The sequence below is a fragment of the Halorussus sp. MSC15.2 genome (genome assembly GCF_010747475.1).
Lineage (GTDB): Archaea > Halobacteriota > Halobacteria > Halobacteriales > Haladaptataceae > Halorussus.
In genome coordinates, this window is sequence record NZ_VSLZ01000002.1 from 19,865 (window position 1) to 39,841 (window position 19,977).

The window sequence follows — 19,977 nt, forward strand, 5'->3', positions numbered from 1 at the left end:
ACTGGTCGAGGACAGGGTGTGCGTCTTCGTCGGACACCGACTCACTCGCTTACCGCCGCTCTACCCGTCCTCGGAACACGGTCCCCTCGAATCCCCGTGGTCGAGATGCTCTCGCAGCGCCGATTCGCTTCCCACGTGAATCGTGCGGGCGTTGTCTGGATTCCCCGGCGGTCTGTGACAGACCGTATACGACCCCTGCTCCTCCTCTTTCTTCCTTTCTTTCTCGCTCTGCTCCTCTTCTTTCCCTCCCTCGCTCTCCTTCCCTTCTTCCTTTTCCCCACCCTCGCTCTCGTTGCCACGCTTCTTCTCCTGCCCGCCTCCGCTCCGCTCGCAACTCCCTGTCGTGATTCGTATCGGTTCGCTCATGTCGAGCGAGACGCGGTCCGGGTCGTCCGGGAACCCCGAGAGGAACTGCCAGTCGGTGACCGTGCCATTGTAGTATTCGTCGTAGAGGGCGGCGTCCTCGTTGAAGGCCGGGTCGATGACTACCTCGAAGTCGTCGCCCAGTCCGCGGAACACGCCGCCGTCCGCGCCGCCGCCTCCCCACGTCCAATCGATGCGGTGGTCGGTTCCATCGACGTGCCACCTATCGTAGTTCTCCTGTTCCCCGCTGTTGGGGTCACGGTAGAGGTCGTCCTTGACGACCCAGTCACCGTCTTCTGGAAGTCCAGTGATTTCGAACGTCGCCGAACCCCTTCCCGAGTCTCCGGAGGACCCGTGGACGAAAACGAGACTCAGTCCTTTGGGACCCTGATAGAGGAAGACGATACTCGTCTGACGGCGCTGGAAGTCCAGCGTGCCCGCCGACGCGTACGGTGCAGTATCTCCGACGGACGCGCCGTTGGCGTCGCTGATGTACTCCTCCGGGAGTTGGTAATCGTAGAACGTCTTCACGGGCAACTGGCGGCGCATCGGTCGGACCGGGACGCACGTATCGCCCTGCACGAGGACGTATTGGGACTCCGTCCCGCGCGTCGCCACGGCCTCGGTTCCGAGTACTCCCGCGGCGAAACCGGTTCCGATGGTAGATAACAAGGTCCGCCGCGTCGGCGTCGATTTTCGCTTACCCATACCCGCCTGTAGCATCGGACAGGCTCCGCTTTGTTATCCGGTACTTACAGCCGGTTCGTTCCGTTTCGTTCCGTTCCGGGGAAAATAGAGTTGCAATGCGAACTGAGTCAGTAAACACGCGCTCCGTTTTACTCGTCGCCGCTCTAGTCCAGTCAGTGAGTGCGAGTCCCCATGAAGCGGTTAGTTCGGAGACCAGCGCTCGGTCGTCCGTGTGTCGGGAATACCGACACACGGCAGGTCCGTGAGTTAAGCCCGTCCTACGTCTGCGGTCCGAGGTAGCCCCACGCGTGGAGACGGTCGCCCTCCCCGTCCGTCCACCGCTCTCCGATGTCGTCTCGGTAGTAGAGGTTCGGGATGACGATGTCGTCGATTCGCTCGTAGCATCGCTCACGGGCCTCCTGCATCGTCTCACCCTTCCCCGTCACGACGAGGGGCATCCCGTTGTCGCCCGCGACCCGCCACTGCCCCTCGACGTTCTTGGCGTCCTCGACGTGAATCCCCTCGCGGCTCTCGGTCTCGAAGACGACGGCGGCGTTGCGCGAACTCTCGTCGTAGGTCTCCTCGTCGTCGAACGGGAACGGCGGGAGCACGATTCGAACGCCTATCTGGTAGCCCGTGTGAACCTCCAGTTCCGGGTCGTTACCGTGTGCGAGGTCGTAGAAGAACCGGCCGGTCGAGGACTCGAACGACTCCTCCTGCAGGGCGATGGTCGGGTAGCCGAACCGCGGGGTGAACTCCAGCGGATAGATGCCGGTCTCGTTGACGATGCAGTTGATGTCGATGCTCCCGACGTACCCCTCCTCGGCGAGCCAGCCGTCCAGTTTGCCGAGCGTCTCCTCGAACAGTTCGTTGTGGCCTGCCCAGAACATCGCCGTCCCCATCTCGCCGGTCGAGGGGCCGATGTTTCCGGGGAACAGCTTCTTGTGTTCGAAGTTGAAGTTCACCTCGTCGACGAACTGCTCGCCGTCGAAGAACCCGCAGACCGCGACCTCGACGCCGTCGACCTTCCGCTGGAGTTGGAACCCCTTCATGCGGTGGCCCCACGCCTTCTCGTAGGCTCTCAGCACGTCGATTACGTCGCTGCCGTCGTCCTCGGTCCCGACGTAGAGGAGGCGCTTGACGTTCTGGACCTCACCGAGCGGTTTGATAACGTAGGCGGCGGGGTTCTGCTGGACGTACTCGATTCCCTCGCCGAAGTCGTGGAACACCTGATGCTCGATGGTGTTCACTCCGTGGTCCTCCAGCACGTCCATCGCGTATCCGCGGTCCTCTTCGAGGCGGTCCTGTTCGGCGTGCCGCCGACCACGGCCGTCCCCTGTTCGCGGAGTTCCTGAGCGAGTTTCCCGGTTCCGATATCGGAACCCACCCAGATGTCGTCGAAGACGACGACGTCGGCCCACTCGACCTCCGACCGCCAGTCGTCGGTCTTCGGGACGAACCCGTCCCCGATTTCGCGGTCGCTCTCGGACTCGATGTAGTACTTGACGTCGTGACCTTCGCGGTGGACCTGCCACGCGAGGTCGGTAATCAGTGCGGCGTCGGCGGAGACGAAGAGGAAGCGCTTGGAGTTCATCGGTCTACAGTACGTACGCGCAACCGCGCCACTTGAATTACCGTGTTGACGGGTTCACCGGGTCGGTGGTTCTCGGAAGCGACTTCGGCGGCGAGAGCGACGGAGTACGGGCCGACGAGACCGCTCGGGGCCATCACGCCTAACAGAATCAGGGCCGAGAAAACCTGTTGGGGGAAACGTATGTCCGACGAAAGCCAGACCACGACAGACCACGACGAGATTCGGGAGTGGGTCGAAGAGCGCGACGGCCAACCGGCCTACGTGGAGGACACCGAGGACGGCGACAGCGGACTGCTCCGAATCGACTTCCCGGACGAGGGGGACGACGACGAGAACCTCGACGACATCTCGTGGGACGAGTTCTTCGAGACGTTCGAGGAGAACGACCTCGCGTTCCTGTATCAGGACGAGACCGACGACGGCGAGACCAGTTACTTCAGCAAGTTCGTGAGTCGGGAGGACTGATAGAGCGTGGCCACGAGCGACAGAACGACGGCCCGGACCGAAGGCGTCGAACGGGCCGCGAGCGCTATCGAGGAGCGGGCCGAACCGCTCGACGAAGAGGCGGTCTCGCGCCTCGCCGACGAAGTCGAGGACGCGGCGTTCGTCCTGCTGGGCGAGGCGAGTCACGGCACCTCCGAGTACTATCGGTGGCGGGCGCGTCTGACCGCGGAACTCGTCGAACGCGGCGAGGCGTCGTTCGTCGCCGTCGAGGGCGACTGGACAGACTGTTACGAGGTGAACCGGTACGTGCGCGGCGCGAAGCGCCGCGAAACGCGAGCGAGGAGCGACGACTCGCGAACGGGCCAGCGCGACGCCTCGCGGGCGACCGACGTCCTCGCCGAGTTCGACCGTTGGCCGACGTGGATGTGGGCCAACTGGGAAGTCGCGGCGTTCGTGGACCGCCTCCGGGGGTACAACGAGGGGCGCTCGCACGACGAACAGGTCGGGTTCTACGGACTCGACGTGTACAGTCTGTTCGAGTCGATGGAGGCGGTCGTCGAGTTCCTCGAGGAGTACGACCCGGAGGCCGCCGAGCGGGCGCGAGACGCCTACAAGTGCTTCGAACCTTACGGGGAAGACGCCCGGGAGTACGGGCGCTCGACTCGCCTCGCGCCCGACGACTGCGAGGACGAGGTGGTCGAGATTCTGGCCGACCTCGCGAGCGACGGCAGCGAGTACGACGACACCGAGGCCCGGTTCAGCGCCGAACAGAACGCCCTCGTGGCGAAGAACGCCGAGGAGTACTACCGCTCGATGGTGAAGGGGAGCGCCGAGTCGTGGAACGTCCGGGACGACCACATGATGGCGACGCTTGACCGCCTCGCCGACCACCACGGCGGCACCGCAGTCGTCTGGGCGCACAACACCCACGTCGGCGACGCCCGCGCTACGGACATGCGCGACCGCGGCAAACACAACCTCGGCCAACTCGCCCGGGAGAACCACCCGGGGGACTGCCATCTGGTCGGGTTCGGCACCCACCGCGGCGAGGTAATCGCGGGAGAGGCGTGGGACGCCGAGATGGAGGAGATGCGCGTCCCCCCGGCGAGGGAGGGGAGCGTCGGCGACGCCTTCCACCGGGCGACCGGCGACGACTGCCTGCTCGCGGACACCGACGCGCCCGCCCTCCGCGAGCGTCGGGGCCACCGCGCCATCGGCGTCGTCTACGACCCGCACCGCGAGGCGTACAACTACGTGCCGACGAACCTCGCCGAGCGCTACGACTCGTTCGTCCACGTCGAGGACTCGACCGCGCTCCACCCGCTCGGCGTCGATGCCGACTCGACGCGACCGCCGGAGTCCTATCCGTGGGGCGTGTGACCGGCCTCGAAAAACGAAATTCTGTCGTAAAATTACGGCTCAGACGCTCTGCCCGTCACGGACCCCTTCGACCTCGGCGACCGACATCGCGTAGTATCTGGCGTCGCCGGGCACGTCCACCTCCATCTCGACTCGCTCTTGGTCCCCCTCGGGGACGACGAACTCCGGCCCTCGGAGAGTCTCTATCTCGTCGCCGTCGTCGCCGTAGAAACTGACGAACGCGACCACCTCGGCGGGGTCGCCGGTGTTGGCCACGGTCGCGGCCATCGTCACCTGCCCGACCGGAAGTTCCTCGTGGGTGTCGTCGATGTCGTGCTGGCGGACGTCGGTCTCCACCACCGCGAGGTTCTCGTCGGTCTCCTCGACCGAGTCCCGGTAGATGTGGAGTCGGTTTCGAGCGGCCTGCAGTGCGCGGACGGCCTCGTCGTCGTCGCGCTGGTTCAGTCGCTCCTCGACCCGGAGCAGTTGGTTGTCCACCTCGTCTACGATGCCCTGCCGGTCGGCGACGTCCCGTTCTTCGAAGGCGTCGAGTCGGTCCAGCACCGTCTCTATCTCCTCGGCGACGGCGTCGTCCTCGCCGGTCGCCTCCAGCGCGCGGTACAGGTCGTCGCGGATGTCGAGAATTGCCGGTAGTGCCACGGTCCCCACCTGTCGGCAACTACCGGATACTGGGGGAAGTGTTCTCCGGCCGCGTGACTCGCCGTCAGGGGCACAACCGATTTCCCGGCCGTCGTCGTACCGCCGACGATGTTCGTCAGCGTCGTCCTCCCGACGTATCACCGGGCGTCCGTCCTCGGGGACGCCGTGGAGAGCGTCCTCGGCCAGACCCACGACGACCTCGAACTCCTCGTCGTGGACGACGGCGACGACGACGCCACGCCGGAACTCGTCTCGTCGTTCGACGACGACCGACTCCGGTACGTCCGCCGCGACGAGTCCGCCCGGCGCGACGACTCGGCGGGCGTCTCTTCGGCCAGAAACGAGGGCGTCCGCCGGACCGACGGCGACGTCGTCGCCTTCGTCGATTCCGACGACCGCTGGCACCCCGACAAACTCCGGCGACAGGTTCGCGCCCTCCGACAGGCGGGCGATGCGGACGACGGGCCGTCGAGCGACGAGTACGGCGTCGTCTACGCCCCCGTCACCAAGCGCGACGGCGAACCCCGGACCCGCGAGTGCGCGTCGGGCGACGTGTTCGAGGCGGTTCGCACCATGTCGGTGCCGACATACACCTCGACGCTGCTGGTCCGCCGGGAGGCGTTCGAGCAGGTCGGCGGGTTCGACGAGCGACTGGGCTGTTTCGAGGACTGGGACCTCTGCCTGCGCCTCGCCCGGGACTGGCGGTTCGAGTGCGTGGACGCGCCGCTGGTGCTGAAAGGCACCGAGGCAGGGAACGTCTCGGCCGACCCCGACCGCCTCGCGCGGTCGGTCGAGCGACTCTTCGAGGTCCACGACCTGCCCGACGAGGCCCGCGCCCGACTCCTCGCGGACGCCGGGACGACCTACTGCGAGGCGGGCCGCCTCGCCGAGGGGCGGCCCTACCTCCGGCGCGCGCTCGGACTCGACTTCCGGCCGAACGCAGCGGCGGCGCTCGCGCTCTCGCTGTCGGCGTCGCCGCGGGCGTTCGACGCCGGGATGGGCGCGGTCTACGGCGTCGAGCAGTTGCTCGCCGGTCGGGGGTGAGAGAGGACGCTCGGAGACGACGTGACAATCGGTCCTCGGGGGCGACTCACGGCGTTCTCCGACACGGTCCACAGCGTTCTCCAGCACGGCCCACAGCGTTACGGCGGAAGCCGCCGTCCCACGAGTCCATGGGGGAGCGGAAGCCGAACGTCCTACTGCTGGTTATCGACGCCTGTCGCTTCGACTACCTCCGGGGACCGAAGGCCGAGACGCCGAATTGCGACGCGCTGGCCGACGAGGGAACCGACTTCCGGCGGGCGGTCAGCGCCGCGCCGTGGACCCTCCCGAGCGTGACGAGTCTGCTGACCGGGGAGTACCCGCACGAACACGGGGCCGACTCCCGCGGGTTCGAGATGGACCGGGGCCGGACCGTCACCGCCGACCTGCGGGAGGCGGGCTATCGGTGTCTCCACCTCTCGCCGAAGACGTGGATAGGCGACTGGCTCCCGCAGGGCCGGGGGTTCCACCGCGTCGCGGAGTTCACCGGACCGGACCACCGCCACTTCGACGGCGGCGCGGACGTTCGCCGCCTCTCGGCGGGCGTGGCCCGCGGTCCCGAGTGGTACGCGACCGTCGTCCGGCGCGCGCTCGAATCCGAGAACCCGGCGCTGAGTCTCGCCAACGCCGCGATGTACAAGTACCGCGAGGCGACCGAGGACGCGTGGCTCGACGACGTGCGGGCCAGCGAGCGCGCCGCGCGAACCGCCGACGAGTGGTTCGCCGAGTTCGCTAACGCCGAGGACCCGTTCTTCGCGTACGCCCACCTGATGGACCCGCACCTGCCGTTCTACGTGCCAGGGGAGTTCCGGTCTCCGGTCCGGCCGCCCGACTGCGCCACCTACGACGAGGAACTCGACTACCTCGACGACCTGATGGACGACCTCTGGGCGATTCGACTCGGCGAGCGCCGCCTCTCGGACGCCGAACTCGACTACCTCCGACGGCGGTACGCCGACGAGGTGACGTACGCCGACGCCGTCGTCGGCCGGATTCTCGACGGCCTCGACGAGCGCGGACTCGCCGACGACACGCTGGTCGTGCTGACTGCAGACCACGGCGAACACCTCGGCGAGGGCGACGACCGGACTCTGCTCGACCACCAGACGTCGGTGGGGTTCCCGCTCCTGCGCGTTCCGCTTGTCGCGCGCTATCCCGGCGAGTTCGAGGGCGGCGAGCGTCGGGATAACCTCGTCCAGACGACCGACGTCGCCGAGACGATTCGGGCGCTCGCGGGACTGGAACACGACCCTGCGCGCTCACTGCTGGCCGCGGACGTGGAGTTCGATACCGGCGAGGGGCGCGGCGAACGCCGACCGGAGGCGGCGTCGCGGAGTACGCCGGGGTGGTCCGCTCGCATCCGCCCGACGAGGTGGCCGACGAGCGCCTCTTCCGGACCCGGCGGACCGCAATCGCCGACGAGTGGAAACTCGACTGGGTCGGCGGCGAGTTGTGCGCTCGCCGCGTCGATTGGGCCGCCAACGAGACCGAGTCCGTCCCGCTCGACGCCGTCCCCGACGCCGTGCGGGAGCGACTGACCGAGGCGATTCCGTCTGGAAGCGACGGTGTCGGCGGGGGCGACCGGAGTGACCGAGGCGAGCGCGACCGGAACGAGACCGACCCCTCGGTCCCCGCCGACGTGGAAGCGAACCTCCGCGAACTCGGGTACCGCTGATGCGCGTCGCCGTGCTCTCCGACGGCTATCCGCCGTGGGACCGCGGCGGCGCGCAGCGAATCGCGGCCCAACTCGCGGAGGGCTACGACGAACGCGGCCACGAAGTCGCGGTCGTCACCGCGGTCGAGAACCGTGCCGACGCCGGGCGGGCGACCACGAACGGAGTCGCGGTCCGCAAACTCTGGTCGCCGAAACCCCGGTCGGTCCTGCCGTATCTCACCCTCCACAACCCCTTCGTCGTCCGGAGAATCGGACGAGTCCTCGACGCGTTCGACCCCGACGCGGTCCACGCGCACAACGTCCACTACCTCTCGAACGCGGGTCTCCGGGCGGCCGCCGAGCGCGCTCCCGTGGTCGAGACGTACCACGACGCCGGGACCGTCTCCTACGGCGAACTGACGGGCTATCTCGACGACCCGCCTGCGGGCGACCGGCCGATTCCGGCCGAGGAGTACCGGGTCAGTCCGCGGCGGCAGTTCCGGCGCGAGGGGCTTCGGTACAACCCCGTCCGGAATCCGGCGAACCGACGGACACGCCGCCGCCACGTCGAGTACGGCGTGGCGGTCAGCGACGCGCTCCGGACCGCGCTCCGGGCGAACGGCGTCCCCTGTCACGAGACCATTCGGAACGGCGTGGACGCCGCGGCGGTCGCGGAGGCGGGCTACCCGGCGGCGTTTCGGGCCGACTACGGACTCGGCGACGCGCCGGTCGCGCTGTTCGGCGGTCGAACCGGCTACAACAAGGGCGGCGCGCACCTCGCGCGGGCGTTCGCCGAAGTCCTCGCGGACGTGCCCGACGCGCGACTCGTGGTGACCGGCGACGACGAGTACGTCTCGCGGATGCGCGAGATTGCAGAGAGCGAGACGAAAGGAGCCCGGAATCGCATCGTGACGACGGGGTGGCTCGACCGAGACGAACTCTGCGGGGCGCTCCGGGCCGCGACGGTAGTCGCCACGCCGTCGGTCCACCTCGACCCGTTCCCGACGCTGAATCTGGAGGCGTTCGCGGCCGGGACCCCGGTCGTGACCTCGCGGTTCGGCGGCGCGGACGAACTCGTGGCCGACGGCGAGGACGGGTTCGTCGTGAACCCCTTCGAGGTGTCGGCGCTCGCGGACGCCCTCCGGCGACTGCTCGCCGACCGGGAGACCGCGACTCGGTTCGGCCAGCGCGGTCGGCGGAAGGTGCGCCGGGAGTTCACGGTCGGGCGGCAGGTCGAGTCGTACCTCCGAGTCCTCCGGTCGGCGGCGGGTCGCGACGCGGACTCGGGGACCGAGACGACGGTGAGCGTCCGCGACTGACCCGCCATCACACTCTTTCCGATTCGCCGGGTAATGACTCCGTTGTCGGGGGCGGGACGGTCCGCGAACACTCCGGTGCGGACGGTCTCAGGGGCGAGCGCGGACGGTCCGACCGGAGCGCGGCCGAAGGCGGACTGCGGAACGCGGCGGACTCCGAGGGAACCGGAACGATGGGTCAGGGAACCGACGAACGTTCGGATGACCGCTCGACAGTGCGAGTGAGCGACGCGCTTCGCCACGAGAGCAGTTCCGGGTCGGTGTGGGAGTGGTTGCGGAGGTTCGAACTCTGGTTGTTCGTCGACGCCCACCGCTGGTCGATAATCGGACTGCTCACGGCGTCCGTGTTCTTCGCGGTCGTTCTCGGCGTGGTACTCGCCCCGCCGTCCGTGATGGAGTATCTCGTGAGAGGGACCGCGCTCGCCAAGGGGTACGTGGAGTTACAGACCATCGACGTGACCGTCATCACCATCGTCCTCTCCATCAACCAACTCGTCCTCTCGCCCGAACTCGGGACGGTGGGCGAACAGCAGTCGCGCCTCGACGAGGTGCTCGACAACCGGACGAACGCCGAGGAACTCGGCGACCGACCGACGACGCCGATGGCCCCCAACGAGTACCTCCAGTTTCTGGTCGAGACCACGCGCGGACGCGTGGAGCGACTGCGCGAGACGGTCGCCGAGGGCGGCGACCGGACTCTCCGGCGCAACGTCGAAGCGTACGCCGACGACGTGGTCCGGGAGACCGACCGCGTCGCCGCGGCGCTCGACGACCGGCAGTTCGGGACCATCGAACTCATGGGTGCCGCGATGCACTTCACCACCGCCGAGAAGATACACGCGGTACGGGACCTCCATGAGCGACACGCCGAATCGTTGTCCGACGAGGAGGCCGAGGCGTTCGACGACGTGCTGGACGCGCTCGAACTGTACACTGTCGCCCGGGAGTACTTCCGCGCGCTCTACGTCCGGTGGGAGTTCATCGACTTCAGTCGCGCGATTCTCTACCTCGGACTTCCGGCGGTCGTCGTCGCCCACGTCTCCATCGGGTTCATCGGCGCGCAGGCGTTCGCCGGGACGCTGTTCGGCCTCCCGACGTTGTTCCTGTACGAGGCCGCGGCGTTCACCGTCGCCATGGTTCCGGTCGTCGTCGTGATAAGCTACGCCGCCCGACTCAGCACGCTGGCGAAGGCCGGTATCTTCGTCAGCCCGTTCAGCCCGGAACGCGAGGGCGGTCACTGGGAGGAGTAGCCCGCCACTCGGTGGGGGCGTCTACGAGGGACGAGAACAGCCACCGTACCGATACCACGGAATCCGTTACCGCGACTATGGTGTTCGCGTTCGACGCGCTGCTCGTCGCCCAGACGTCGGGGTCCGGGGGACTGTCGGGCGGATTGCTCTCCAATCCGTGGTTCTACGCCGCCTTCTCGGCGCTCGCGCTGATAGTCGGGTCGGCGGTCGGCGTCTGGGCCGACCCCGAGCGTCGGTGGCAGGCGATACTGCTCGCGGTCGGTGGCGGGTCGCTCATCATCTCGCTGGCCTTCGAGTTGTACGACCCGGCGGTCCGCAACATCGGCAAGTGGAGCGCGTCGCTGTTCTTCGTTTGCGGCGTCCTCGCGTTCGGGGGTCTCGACATCGCCATCGACCGCGTGGCCGACGAGGAATCTAAGGAGAACGGATGGGGACTGTGGGCCAGCGTGACGACCGACGGCATCCATGAGAACGCGGCGATGGGGTCGCTGCTCGTCGGTAACGTCCACGGGGCGCTGGCCTTCCTGTTCGCGCTGGTCGTGACCAACGGTTCGCAGTCGATGATGTCGGGGACCAACATGAAGCAGAACCACAGTCGCGTCGTGACCCTCGGCGCGTGGGTCGTGACCGGGTTCGTGGTCGGCGGGGCGGTGCTGCTGGGCTACTGGTTCATCCCGCCCCTGCCGAATTACTGGCTCGGTGCCGTGCGGGCGTTCGCCGCGGGAGCCATCCTCTCGTCGCTCGCCGGAGAAATCTACCCCGACGCCTACGAGCAGGCCGGACCGTACGTCACGCTCGCCACGGCGGTCGGGTTCCTCGGCACCTTCCTCCTGTAGCCTCGTCGTCGTGTCATCGGTCCTACTACCCAATTCAGTTCCGACAGGAGACGCGCCGACGCCCGACCGCTCGGCGGACGAGTCCCGCGAATCGGCCAGCGTGTTTATCGGGATTCGTGTCGTATCGATAGAACGGATTTATAAGATGGAGTCCGCCGACGGAGTAAAGGTCGCGGACGACGCCGCGAGGGAATCAAACGGGGGAACGATGTACGGAAAAATCGCACTCGACCGGGGGTACAGCGCGAACGACAGGCCGTCCGGAGGGGGTGGTTCGACGTGACCGACGTCGGCGTCTGGCTCGTCGGCGCACGCGGGAACATCGCCACCACGGCGATGGTCGGGGCGCGCGCGGTGGCCCGGGACGAGACCGACGAAACGGGGCTCGTGACGGCACGAGAACCGTACGCCGACCTCGACCTCCCGGCCGTGGAGTCGTTCGACTTCGGCGGCCACGACGTTCGGGAGGGGAGCGTCCTCGGGTCGGCCCGGCGTCTCGCCGAGCGAAACGGGACGCCCGAGCAGTCGGTCGTGGACGCGGTGGCCGACGACCTCCGGGCGATAGACGACCGCGTCCGGCGCGGAACCGCGCTCAACTGCGGCGAGCGCATCGCCGACCTCGCCGACGTCGAACCGCTGGAGACCGACCGGAGCGCGGCCGAGGTGGTCGAGCAGTTGCGCGAGGACCTCCGGACCTTCCGGCGCGAGCGCGGCCTCGACACCGTCGTGGTCGTCAACGTGGCCTCGACCGAACCGGAGGTGTCGAACCCCGAGCGATTCGACACCCGCGACGCCGTGGCGTCCGCGGTCGAGTCGGACGAGACCGACCTCCCGGCGAGTTCGCTCTACGCCTACGCAGCGTTCGCGGAGGGGTGTCCGTACGCCAACTTCACGCCGAGCGCGGGGGCCTCCTTGGCGGGCCTCCGCGAGATGGCCCGCGAGGAGGGCGTCCCACACGCGGGCGACGACGGCAAGACCGGCGAGTCGCTGACGAAGGCGGCGCTCGCGCCGATGTTCGCGGGGCGCAACCTCCGGGTGATGTCGTGGGAGGGCCACAACATCCTCGGGAACACCGACGGCGCGGTGCTCGAAGACGAGCGCAACAAGGCCGGAAAGCTGGCGAGCAAGGGCGACATCTTGGACGGCATCCTGCCCGACATCGGCCACAACCGGGTGCGAATCGACTACACGCCGTCGCTGGGCGACTGGAAGACCGCATGGGACTACATTCACTTCGAGGGGTTCCTCGATACCGAGATGAAGATGCAGTTCACGTGGGAGGGGTCGGACTCGGCGCTGGCCGCGCCCCTCGTCCTCGACCTCGCGCGCCTGCTGACCTACGCCGACGAACGCGGCGAGGCGGGCGTCCAGCGCCACCTCGCGTCGTTCTTCAAGGCTCCGCTCGGCGTGGAGGAACACGACCTCTCCCGGCAGTTCGAGATGCTCGACGAGTACGTCCGGGAGTGTCTCGCCGACCGAGAGCGCGACGACGCCGAGACCGACCGGGGCAACGGCGCGACCGAGGACCGACGGGAGCGTGGCGACGCCGGCGACGGACCGGCCACCCCGGAAGCCACTCCCGAGACGACCGACTGACGATGCGTGTCCTTCAGGTCGCCCACGCCCTGCCGCCCGCGACTTACGGCGGAACCGAACTCTACACCCGCGACCTCGCCGAGGCGCTCGCCGGGCGCGGTCACGAGGTGGCGGTCGCCGCACCGCGAGGCGCCGACGAGTCGTCGGGGAGCGACCCGTGTTGGGAGTCCGACCGCGAGAGACCCGCCGTCGAGACGTTCGACCTCCCCGACCCCGGCGGGGAGACCGCGCCCGCGGTCGGCGAGCGACCGCTCGACGCGGTCGTGCGTCCCGCGGTGGACGACCGATTCCGGGACCTCCTCGCGGAGTGGGACCCGGACGTGGTCCACCTCCAGCACGTCAAGCACCTCTCGGCGACCCTCCCGTCTCTCTGCGAGTCGCAGGGGGTCGCCAGCGTCGCCACCCTCCACGACTTCTGGACCATCTGTCACCGCGAACAGCTCTACCGACCGGAGGAGCGACCGTGCTCCGGTCCCGCGTCGGTCGAGAAGTGCGCCGACTGCTACCGGCGGGCCGCGGTCGAGGACGGGCGCGCGACCGACGGCGGGACCGCGGGACGCGCAAGCGACGACCGCGCAGTCGATGTGGTCGCGCGCCGGGACGAAGCGCTTCGGGAGGCTCTCTCGGCGACCAACCGACTCGTCGCGCCCTCGCGGTTCCTCCGCGACACGTTCGTCGCGTTCGGCGCGTCCGCGGAGCGCGTCGAGCAGTGCCGCAACGGGATTCGGGTCGAACGCTTCGAGGACACCGGCTTCGACCCCGATAGCCGACTCCGAATCGGGTACGCGGGTCGCGTCACCGAGCGAAAGGGCGTCCACCTGCTCGCGGCGGCCGCTGGCGAGGTCGAGGCGGCGGACCTCCACATCTTCGGTCGGTTCGACCCCGAGTCCGACGACTACCACGCTCGACTGGCGGCGACGGCCGACGAGGCGACGACGTTCCACGGGTGGTACGCCGACCGGGCGACTCCCTACCGCGAGATGGACGTGCTAGTCCTCCCTTCGGTCTGGTACGAGAACAGCCCCCTCGTGATTCAGGAGGCGTTCGCTTCGGGCGTTCCGGTGGTGACCGCAGACGTGGGCGGGATGGCCGAACTGGTCCGGGACGGCGAGGACGGCCTGACGTTCCCGGTCGGCGACGCCGACGGACTCCGGGACGCGCTCTCGCGACTCGCCCGGAACGCGGACCTCGTGGCCGACCTGCGCGACGGCGTGACCGAACCGAAGCGCCTCCGCGACCACGCCGCGGAAATCGCCGACCTGTACGCCGACTGCGTCGGCGCGAGTGAGGCGGGCGCGGGTGAGGGCGGCGAGGGGAGTCGATAGCGTGGCCACCGTCCTCGTCCTCGCGCGTGAGACGCCCTCCCCCCCGAACGCGGGCGACCGGGTGGTCACTCACGGGTTCGTCCGCGGTCTGGCCGAACGCGGCCACGCGGTCCACGTCGTCGCCTACGGGGACGAGTCAGACCGCGAGCGCGCCGAATCGCTGGCGGACTTCGCGGCGTCGGTCCGACTCGTTCCGCGCGCCAAGAGCGACCTGCCGCCGCGACTGCGAAAGCTCCGGAGCTACGCGACCGGCCGGTCGGACGTGATGGCGATGTTCGAGTCGCCGTCGCTGGTCGCGGCGACCCGGGACCGGATTCGGACCCTCGCGCCCGACGCCGTCCTCGCCCAGCACCCCTACATCGGACAGGCGTTCCGAGACTCGGGAGTCCGGCGCGCGGCGGACGAGGCGGACGCGACGCTCGTGACGAACGCGCACGTCGTGGAGTTCGCGGTCCACCGCCGGTATCGCACTCTCGCCTCGGACCTCGAAACACGGGCCGAACTGGCGCTGGAAACCCCGCGACTCCGCCGGGAGGAACTCGCGGTCTACGAGGCCTCCGACCGCGTGCTGGTGCTGGGGTCGGAGGACCGCGCCGAACTCGTCGAGGCGGGCGTCTCGACGCCGATAGCGACCCAACACGTCGCGCTCGACCCCGCCGAGTACGAGGTCCGGGACCGGCGGGCGGCCCGCCGCGACTCGGACGCCACGGACCTGCTGTTCTTCGGGTCGTACGGTTGGTTCCCGAACGAGGACGCGGTCACGACGTTCGCGGCGTCGGCGTGGCCCCGGATTCGGGCCGAGCGCCCCGACGCCCGCTTCGTCGTCGCGGGCCGGGACGCGCCCGATTCGGTGCGGGAACTGGCCGCGCGACCCGGCGTCGAGTTCGCCGGCGAGATACCCGACCTCGGGCGGGCGGTCCGGGACGCCGCCGCGGTGGTCGCGCCGCTCCGAATCGGCGGGGGGACGCGGCTCAAAGTGCTGGAGTCGATGGCGTGGGGCGCGCCGGTCGTCGCGACCGCGGCGGGGTTCGAGGGCGTGGACGCCCGCCCCGGCGCGGAGGTCGCAGTGGCGGACGACTGGTCGGGGGTCGCCGCGAAGACGGTCGAACTGCTCGACTCGCCGGAGCGTCGGGCGCGCCTCGGCCGTAACGCCCGGCGTCGAATCGAGCAGGTGTACGCGCTGGATGAGGCCGCCGGGGAACTGGAGGCGAACCTCGGACTGTCGAAGGGGAGGTGATTCGGTCTCGGGACCTCGTCCCGCGTCACCCGATTTCGTAGACGGCGACGCGCCCGTTGCTCTCGACGCTGACCTCGTAGTCGCGGACCGCGAACGTGACCGACCACCCTTCGTCGGACGAGGAGTGACGATACAGGGCGTCCAGCGCCTCCGGGTCGAGGTAGTCGTAGAGTTCGAAGTCGAGGTCGGTCGGTTCGACGCCTTCCGCACCGGCGAGCGCCGCGAAGACGGTTCGGCTCAGTGGTTCGGACGCGGCGGGCGGGTGGTGTCGTTCGGCGACGGGCATCGAGTCGGGTTCTCGTGGAGGTGTCGTGATTGCCACGTCGGTAGAAGGGGCGATTCGGACAAAAAACCCTATCAGACGACCGTCAGACGGACGTGAGACGGAGTTCTCAGAATTCGAAATCGGTCGATGACTCCCGTCGCGCGCTCAGTCGGTCGCCGTGTCCTCGCGCGCTCGCTCCGCTGCGGCGTCCTCGACCCCGGTCTCTGCGGGGTCCGCCCTCGCGTCCTCGCGTACCTGCTCCATCAGTTCGAGGACCCACCGACTGTGCGCCAGCGGGACCGGCGGTTGCTCGCCGCGTTCGAGGGCCTTCGCGGCCTCGTTGAACAGGTAGTAGTGGCCGTCCACGCTGTCCTCGCGGTGGTAGTCCAGCGTCTCCTCCGCGCGGTCGAGCCCGTACTCCCGGATGGTGTCGGCGACCCCGCGGACGACGCTCCGGCCCGTGGTCGCGCTCCGGCCGAGTTGCTCGCTCAGGAGGTGGAACGGTCCCTCGTCGGCGTCGTGGGCGTCGATGGTGTTGGTCGGGATGTCCACCGTCGCAGACCGCTCGGTTCCGAGGACGCGGAGTTCGTTGTTCGGCGCGGACCCGCCGACGAACGTGACCGAGCAGAGCGCGTCGTCGTCGGTGGTCCACTGGAGGGCGGTCCCGTCGTAGTCGAACCCGTCGTAGTCGCGGACGCGCGGGTCTGGACGTCCACGCTCTCGGCGTCTCGGGGCACCCCGCCGAGCGCGAGCGTTAGATAGAGCGGGTGGGGCATCCCCTCCTCCACGTCGCCGCCGGGAAGGTCGTAGACCCACTCGCCACGGTAGGTGTCGTCCGGGCGGCCCTCCCCCGAGAAGGTGGCCTCGACGGCGCGAATCTCGCCGAACTCGCCCGCCGCGATGCGCCGCCGGAGGTCCCGGACCACGGGGTAGAACAGCCAGTTGTGGACGACCGAGACCGGGACCTCCCTCTCCGCAGCGAGGTCCCGCAGGTCGTCGAGTTCCTCGCGGGTGGTCGTCGCGGGTTTCTGGACCGTCACCGGAATCCCGCGCTCGACCGCCGCGCTGGCGAGGTCGAAGTGGCTCTGGACCGGCGTGGCGACGTGGACCCAGTCGAGGGTCTCCGCCGCGAACATCGCCTCGGCGTCCGCGTAGGCCCGTCCGCCGTACTCGCCGACTGCTCCCGGACGGCCGACTCGTCGCGGTCGCAGACCGCCGCGAGTTCGGTCCGGGGGTTGCGACTCACCGCCGGGAGGTGGTTGTTCTGGGAGACGATGCCCGCGCCGACGATTCCGGTTCGCAAGGCCATGACCGACGGAGGAACGACGGAGACGAGGAAAGGGGTTGTGGCTCCGTCGGCTATCGCGGTCGAGGGGTCGGAGTCGCGCTGGCGGTACTCACGCCAGCGCGTCGGCCACGACCGCCCGAATCTCGCGCTGGAACCGGTCGCGGCCGTACTCGCGCTCGATTTCGGCCGCGTCCCGCCGGAGGTCGTTCGCCGTATCGGGGTTCGACAGCACGCGGTCGATTCGCTCGACGGCCTCCGGAACCGTGTCGTAGGTCAGGCGGTCGCTCCCGACGATTTCGCGCTGGCCGCCGTTGTCCGGCACGAAGGGGACGGTGCCGCCCGCGACGAGTTCGGCGACCGCCATCCCGAAGTGCTCGTGGCGCTTGCCGTGGAGTCCGTAGCGGTGCCGACAGACGATTTCGACCAGTTCCTCGCGGGAACACTCTCCCTCGACGCTGACGTAGTCGCGTTCGCTGGCGGCCCGTTTCACTTCGCGGGCGTACTCGTCGTCGTACCCCGGCCCGACGAGGTGGAGGTGGACGTCGTGACCGCGCTCCCTGACCCGGTCGATTATCTCGACGTTGTCGAGGACGTTCTTGTACCGGGCGAGGCGACCGATGGTCACGAACCCCGGTTCGCGCTCGCTCCACGGTCGGTCCCCGCGCTCGGCGAACCCGCGGGTGTCCACCGGCGGGTGGACCACCTCGGGCGCGCCCCGTAGGCGTCCTGCACCACGTCGGCCATCCACTCGGAGTTCGAGAGGATGGCGCTCGACCGGATTCGCTCGGGGTCGAACCCGCCGACGCGCCAACTGAATCGGTCGTAGGCGTGGTCGGCGAAGGCGTCCTCGCCGACGCGCTTGGAGACGACGAGTCGCGCGAACCGCGGCGTGTGGACGTACTGGACCAGCGGCTGCGCGACGCTGAGTTCGTTGTCGGTCCCGACCGCGAGGTCGAACCGCTCGCGCTCGCGGGCGACGAACCGATTCAGGAGCGCGTTCCGGAGGTTGTACCGCGGATTGTCGAGCCAATCGAGGAACGCCTCGACGTACGCGGGCGTCCGGACTCGCACGTCCCGGACCTCGGTCTGAAAGTAGTCGTTCAGTTCCCGGAGGTCGGGGTCGGTCAGCGTGAGCAGGGTCAGGTCGTGGTCGTCCTGCAGGGCTTCGAGGACGTTCATGCAGACGCCTTCTCCGCCGCCCTTCGCCATCAGGTCCGTGTGCGCGACTGCTATCCGTGCCATAGTAGTATCGTCGTACCCGTTCGACGGCCTCCGTCTCGGAGCGATGCCACGGGACCCACGCCCCGGCGGAAAGTAAGCGTGTGGGCCGGTCGGTACGTTCGGTCCTCGGTCCGGCGCCAGCGGAGTCTAATCGAGGGACACGAATCGGTCTCAGAGCAGTAACGGACCGTGGCGGAACCGGAAATCAGGTTCGGAAAGCCCTCGCCCCTTTCGGTCCCGCCCCAAACTGGTCGGTCCGCCTCCGTGAGTCGCTGGCCTACCGGCTGTCCCCAGTCCTCACCGATACCCCAAGTCGGCCAGTCGGCGCTCGACCGACCGGCTCGGGGAGGCGTCGCGCTCTCGGCGGGGAGCAGTCGAATCCTCGCCCGGGAACGCGGGCAGCGCGTCGCGGAGGTCCGACTCGACTCCGGCCGGGAGTTCGACCGACTCCTCGTCGGGCACCGAGAACCCCTCGGCGTAGTCGTCGCCCCGTGACGCGACCAGTTTGTACCCTCGTGCGTAGGCGGCCTTCTTCTCGTAGCCGTACCGCGCGCTCTCGACCAGAACCGTCCGGTCCTCGGGGACGCCGTCCAGCAGGGAGACGCCGTCGGCCTCTACTCCCGCGTCGGGGTCGCGGTCGAGTCCCGCGGCGTCGGCCAGCGTCGGGGCCACATCCACCAGCGAAACCGGCGTTCGGTCTCGGTCGGAGCCGCCGGTCTGCGGACCCCCGCGGGAGGAGGAGCGCCCCGCGTCGAAGGCCTCGGACACGTCGAGACCGGAGACGAGGAGCGGGACTCGGGTCAGCACCTCGTAGGGCGCGCCGCCGTGGCCGACGCAGTAGGCCGGGCGCGAGTCCCCGAAGTGGCGGGCGGCGTGGTCGGCGCGCTCCCAGAACCCCTCGCCGTGGTCGCGACGACGATGAGCGCGACGTCGCCGGAGAGCAGGTCGGAGATACGGCGGTGGTAGGCCGCGAGGCGGTTGTTCACGTACTCGACAGCGGCGCGGTAGAGGCGGCGGCGGTGCTCGCGGTAGCGTTCCGCGGCGGGCGTGGTCTCGGTCACCGCCTCGTAGCGCCACTTGCGAATCCCCGGAATCGAGGCGTCCACGTCGTGGGCCCGCCAGTAGTCGGCGGGCGGGGCCACGGGTTCGTGGAGGTCCGCGAGGTGGAGATACGAAAGCGTCCGGCGGTCGCGCCGGGGTTCGAGCCACGAGCGGTGGTCGGACAGCACCCGGTCGGCCGAGGCGTCGGCGCGGAGTCGATGCGCGGCGAATCTGCCCGAGAGCGCGAGGAAGGGGACGAGCATGCCGAACCCGGCGTAGGTGTCGTACCCCGCTCCGGCGAACCGTCCGGCGACGCCCGTCTCGTCGCTGGTCGGCGGGAGACCGATGACGTCGGCGACCGAATCCTCGAAGTCGTCGGTCTGCCGGATTGCACCGTGATTGTGGGGGTACTGCCCGGTCAGCAGGGACGTGACCGACGGGACGGTCCACGTCGCCGGGGCGATTGCGGTACCTCCGGCCAGCGAGTCGAGGAAGGGCGTCGGCGCGCCGAGCGAGTCCGACTCCGAATCGCCCGTCACCTCGGACCACGAGTCGTCCGCCGCCCCCGCAGGTGCTTTCTCCACCGCGTCGGCGCGGAGCGCGTCCACCACGACCACGACGACGTGGTCCGGGGCGTCGCCGGTCTGGCGCTCGGTCGGGAGCGACCGCGACCGGAACCGGCGGTCGGCGCGCCGTTCGCGGTATCGGTCGGCCAGTCGCGTGTCGGCGTCGAGGCCCGTCTCGGCGACGCTATCGAGGGCCGCGAGCGCGTCCGTTTGCCACGCCATGTCCCGAGGAGG

At 69.1% G+C, this 19,977-nt stretch carries 22 protein-coding genes and 1 pseudogene; 12 read left to right on the forward strand and 11 right to left on the reverse strand.

The features are described 5' to 3' along the window. Positions 1 to 60 precede the first annotated feature (60 nt). Both FXF75_RS07225 and FXF75_RS07230 read right to left on the reverse strand, forming a co-directional pair. Positions 61 to 1,035 carry a hypothetical protein gene (locus FXF75_RS07225; protein WP_163521191.1) on the reverse strand — a complete coding sequence of 325 codons (975 nt, stop codon included), beginning with the start codon at positions 1,033 to 1,035 and terminating at the stop codon, positions 61 to 63. Between the two features lie 293 nt (positions 1,036 to 1,328). After that, positions 1,329 to 2,644: pseudogene (locus FXF75_RS07230) on the reverse strand (phosphoribosylamine--glycine ligase). Positions 2,645 to 2,824: 180 nt separating this feature from the next. Here FXF75_RS07230 and FXF75_RS07235 point away from each other — a divergent pair. Then, positions 2,825 to 3,109 carry a hypothetical protein gene (locus tag FXF75_RS07235; RefSeq protein ID WP_163521193.1) on the forward strand — a complete coding sequence of 95 codons (285 nt, stop codon included), beginning with the start codon at positions 2,825 to 2,827 and terminating at the stop codon, positions 3,107 to 3,109. A gap of 6 nt (positions 3,110 to 3,115) precedes the next feature. Continuing rightward, positions 3,116 to 4,468, forward strand: a complete 1,353-nt coding sequence (locus tag FXF75_RS07240; RefSeq protein WP_205427367.1) for an erythromycin esterase family protein — start codon at positions 3,116 to 3,118, stop codon at positions 4,466 to 4,468. 39 nt (positions 4,469 to 4,507) lie between these two features. On the opposite strand, the gene FXF75_RS07245 is transcribed toward FXF75_RS07240, so the two are convergent. Beyond that, a complete protein-coding gene (locus FXF75_RS07245; RefSeq protein ID WP_163521195.1) occupies positions 4,508 to 5,107 on the reverse strand; it encodes a hypothetical protein in 600 nt (199 codons plus the stop codon). Between the two features lie 108 nt (positions 5,108 to 5,215). Between FXF75_RS07245 and FXF75_RS07250 the strand changes: the two genes are divergently transcribed. The 10 genes from FXF75_RS07250 (at position 5,216) to FXF75_RS23300 (ending at position 15,362) form a co-directional block, all read left to right on the forward strand. Then, positions 5,216 to 6,151, forward strand: a complete 936-nt coding sequence (locus tag FXF75_RS07250; protein ID WP_163521197.1) for a glycosyltransferase family A protein — start codon at positions 5,216 to 5,218, stop codon at positions 6,149 to 6,151. 128 nt (positions 6,152 to 6,279) lie between these two features. Next, positions 6,280 to 7,686, forward strand: coding sequence for a sulfatase (locus FXF75_RS07255; protein ID WP_163521199.1), 1,407 nt, complete (start codon positions 6,280 to 6,282; stop codon positions 7,684 to 7,686). Beyond that, complete coding sequence (locus FXF75_RS07260) at positions 7,671 to 7,823, forward strand: hypothetical protein (protein WP_163521201.1); 153 nt, start codon at positions 7,671 to 7,673, stop codon at positions 7,821 to 7,823. Before FXF75_RS07255 ends, FXF75_RS07260 begins: the two co-directional genes overlap by 16 nt. Continuing rightward, positions 7,823 to 9,121, forward strand: coding sequence for a glycosyltransferase family 4 protein (locus FXF75_RS07265; protein WP_163521203.1), 1,299 nt, complete (start codon positions 7,823 to 7,825; stop codon positions 9,119 to 9,121). The genes FXF75_RS07260 and FXF75_RS07265 overlap by 1 nt, the downstream gene beginning before the upstream one ends. Positions 9,122 to 9,291: 170 nt before the next feature. Beyond that, the gene (locus FXF75_RS07270) at positions 9,292 to 10,368 is read left to right on the forward strand and encodes a hypothetical protein (RefSeq protein WP_163521205.1); all 1,077 of its coding nucleotides are present in this window, start codon (positions 9,292 to 9,294) and stop codon (positions 10,366 to 10,368) included. A gap of 80 nt (positions 10,369 to 10,448) precedes the next feature. Continuing rightward, positions 10,449 to 11,204 (forward strand): ZIP family metal transporter, encoded by a 756-nt coding sequence (locus FXF75_RS07275; RefSeq protein ID WP_163521207.1) that lies wholly within the window; start codon positions 10,449 to 10,451, stop codon positions 11,202 to 11,204. A 145-nt stretch (positions 11,205 to 11,349) separates the two neighbouring features. Beyond that, complete coding sequence (locus tag FXF75_RS07280) at positions 11,350 to 11,487, forward strand: hypothetical protein (protein WP_163521209.1); 138 nt, start codon at positions 11,350 to 11,352, stop codon at positions 11,485 to 11,487. Continuing rightward, on the forward strand, positions 11,484 to 12,800 hold the full coding sequence (locus FXF75_RS07285; RefSeq protein WP_309221774.1) for an inositol-3-phosphate synthase: 1,317 nt from the start codon (positions 11,484 to 11,486) through the stop codon (positions 12,798 to 12,800). Before FXF75_RS07280 ends, FXF75_RS07285 begins: the two co-directional genes overlap by 4 nt. A 2-nt stretch (positions 12,801 to 12,802) precedes the next feature. Next, entirely contained in the window at positions 12,803 to 14,125 is a 1,323-nt protein-coding gene (locus tag FXF75_RS07290) for a glycosyltransferase family 4 protein (protein ID WP_163521211.1), read from the forward strand. Position 14,126: 1 nt separating this feature from the next. Next, complete coding sequence (locus FXF75_RS23300; protein WP_163521213.1) at positions 14,127 to 15,362, forward strand: glycosyltransferase family 4 protein; 1,236 nt, start codon at positions 14,127 to 14,129, stop codon at positions 15,360 to 15,362. 25 nt (positions 15,363 to 15,387) lie between these two features. On the opposite strand, the gene FXF75_RS07300 is transcribed toward FXF75_RS23300, so the two are convergent. The 8 genes from FXF75_RS07300 to FXF75_RS07335 form a co-directional block, all read right to left on the reverse strand. Next, positions 15,388 to 15,684 (reverse strand): HalOD1 output domain-containing protein, encoded by a 297-nt coding sequence (locus tag FXF75_RS07300; protein WP_163521215.1) that lies wholly within the window; start codon positions 15,682 to 15,684, stop codon positions 15,388 to 15,390. A 108-nt stretch (positions 15,685 to 15,792) separates the two neighbouring features. Then, positions 15,793 to 16,179 (reverse strand): hypothetical protein, encoded by a 387-nt coding sequence (locus FXF75_RS07305; protein ID WP_163521217.1) that lies wholly within the window; start codon positions 16,177 to 16,179, stop codon positions 15,793 to 15,795. Continuing rightward, complete coding sequence (locus tag FXF75_RS07310; RefSeq protein WP_163521219.1) at positions 16,116 to 16,763, reverse strand: Gfo/Idh/MocA family protein; 648 nt, start codon at positions 16,761 to 16,763, stop codon at positions 16,116 to 16,118. The genes FXF75_RS07305 and FXF75_RS07310 overlap by 64 nt, the downstream gene beginning before the upstream one ends. Then, on the reverse strand, positions 16,664 to 16,936 hold the full coding sequence (locus tag FXF75_RS07315) for a hypothetical protein (protein ID WP_163521221.1): 273 nt from the start codon (positions 16,934 to 16,936) through the stop codon (positions 16,664 to 16,666). Before FXF75_RS07315 ends, FXF75_RS07310 begins: the two co-directional genes overlap by 100 nt. Positions 16,937 to 17,024: 88 nt before the next feature. Beyond that, positions 17,025 to 17,603, reverse strand: a complete 579-nt coding sequence (locus FXF75_RS07320; RefSeq protein WP_163521223.1) for a glycosyltransferase — start codon at positions 17,601 to 17,603, stop codon at positions 17,025 to 17,027. Further along, positions 17,537 to 18,157, reverse strand: a complete 621-nt coding sequence (locus FXF75_RS07325) for a glycosyltransferase family 4 protein (RefSeq protein WP_163521225.1) — start codon at positions 18,155 to 18,157, stop codon at positions 17,537 to 17,539. The genes FXF75_RS07320 and FXF75_RS07325 overlap by 67 nt, the downstream gene beginning before the upstream one ends. A 276-nt stretch (positions 18,158 to 18,433) precedes the next feature. Further along, entirely contained in the window at positions 18,434 to 18,943 is a 510-nt protein-coding gene (locus FXF75_RS07330) for a hypothetical protein (RefSeq protein WP_163521227.1), read from the reverse strand. Further along, complete coding sequence (locus FXF75_RS07335; protein WP_163521229.1) at positions 18,937 to 19,965, reverse strand: sulfatase-like hydrolase/transferase; 1,029 nt, start codon at positions 19,963 to 19,965, stop codon at positions 18,937 to 18,939. Before FXF75_RS07335 ends, FXF75_RS07330 begins: the two co-directional genes overlap by 7 nt. Between the last annotated feature and the right edge of the window lie 12 nt (positions 19,966 to 19,977).

Bases quoted from the DNA above. Each gene is read 5' to 3' on its own strand.
- FXF75_RS07235 (WP_163521193.1), top strand. From the start codon at position 2,825: ATGTCCGACGAAAGCCAGACCACGACAGACCACGACGAGATTCGGGAG.
- FXF75_RS07250 (WP_163521197.1), top strand. From the start codon at position 5,216: ATGTTCGTCAGCGTCGTCCTCCCGACGTATCACCGGGCGTCCGTCCTC.
- FXF75_RS07255 (WP_163521199.1), top strand. From the start codon at position 6,280: ATGGGGGAGCGGAAGCCGAACGTCCTACTGCTGGTTATCGACGCCTGT.
- FXF75_RS07265 (WP_163521203.1), top strand. From the start codon at position 7,823: ATGCGCGTCGCCGTGCTCTCCGACGGCTATCCGCCGTGGGACCGCGGC.
- FXF75_RS07270 (WP_163521205.1), top strand. From the start codon at position 9,292: ATGGGTCAGGGAACCGACGAACGTTCGGATGACCGCTCGACAGTGCGA.
- FXF75_RS07280 (WP_163521209.1), top strand. From the start codon at position 11,350: ATGGAGTCCGCCGACGGAGTAAAGGTCGCGGACGACGCCGCGAGGGAA.
- FXF75_RS07290 (WP_163521211.1), top strand. From the start codon at position 12,803: ATGCGTGTCCTTCAGGTCGCCCACGCCCTGCCGCCCGCGACTTACGGC.
- FXF75_RS07310 (WP_163521219.1), bottom strand. From the start codon at position 16,763: ATGTTCGCGGCGGAGACCCTCGACTGGGTCCACGTCGCCACGCCGGTC.
- FXF75_RS07315 (WP_163521221.1), bottom strand. From the start codon at position 16,936: ATGGCCTTGCGAACCGGAATCGTCGGCGCGGGCATCGTCTCCCAGAAC.
- FXF75_RS07325 (WP_163521225.1), bottom strand. From the start codon at position 18,157: ATGGCACGGATAGCAGTCGCGCACACGGACCTGATGGCGAAGGGCGGC.
- FXF75_RS07335 (WP_163521229.1), bottom strand. From the start codon at position 19,965: ATGGCGTGGCAAACGGACGCGCTCGCGGCCCTCGATAGCGTCGCCGAG.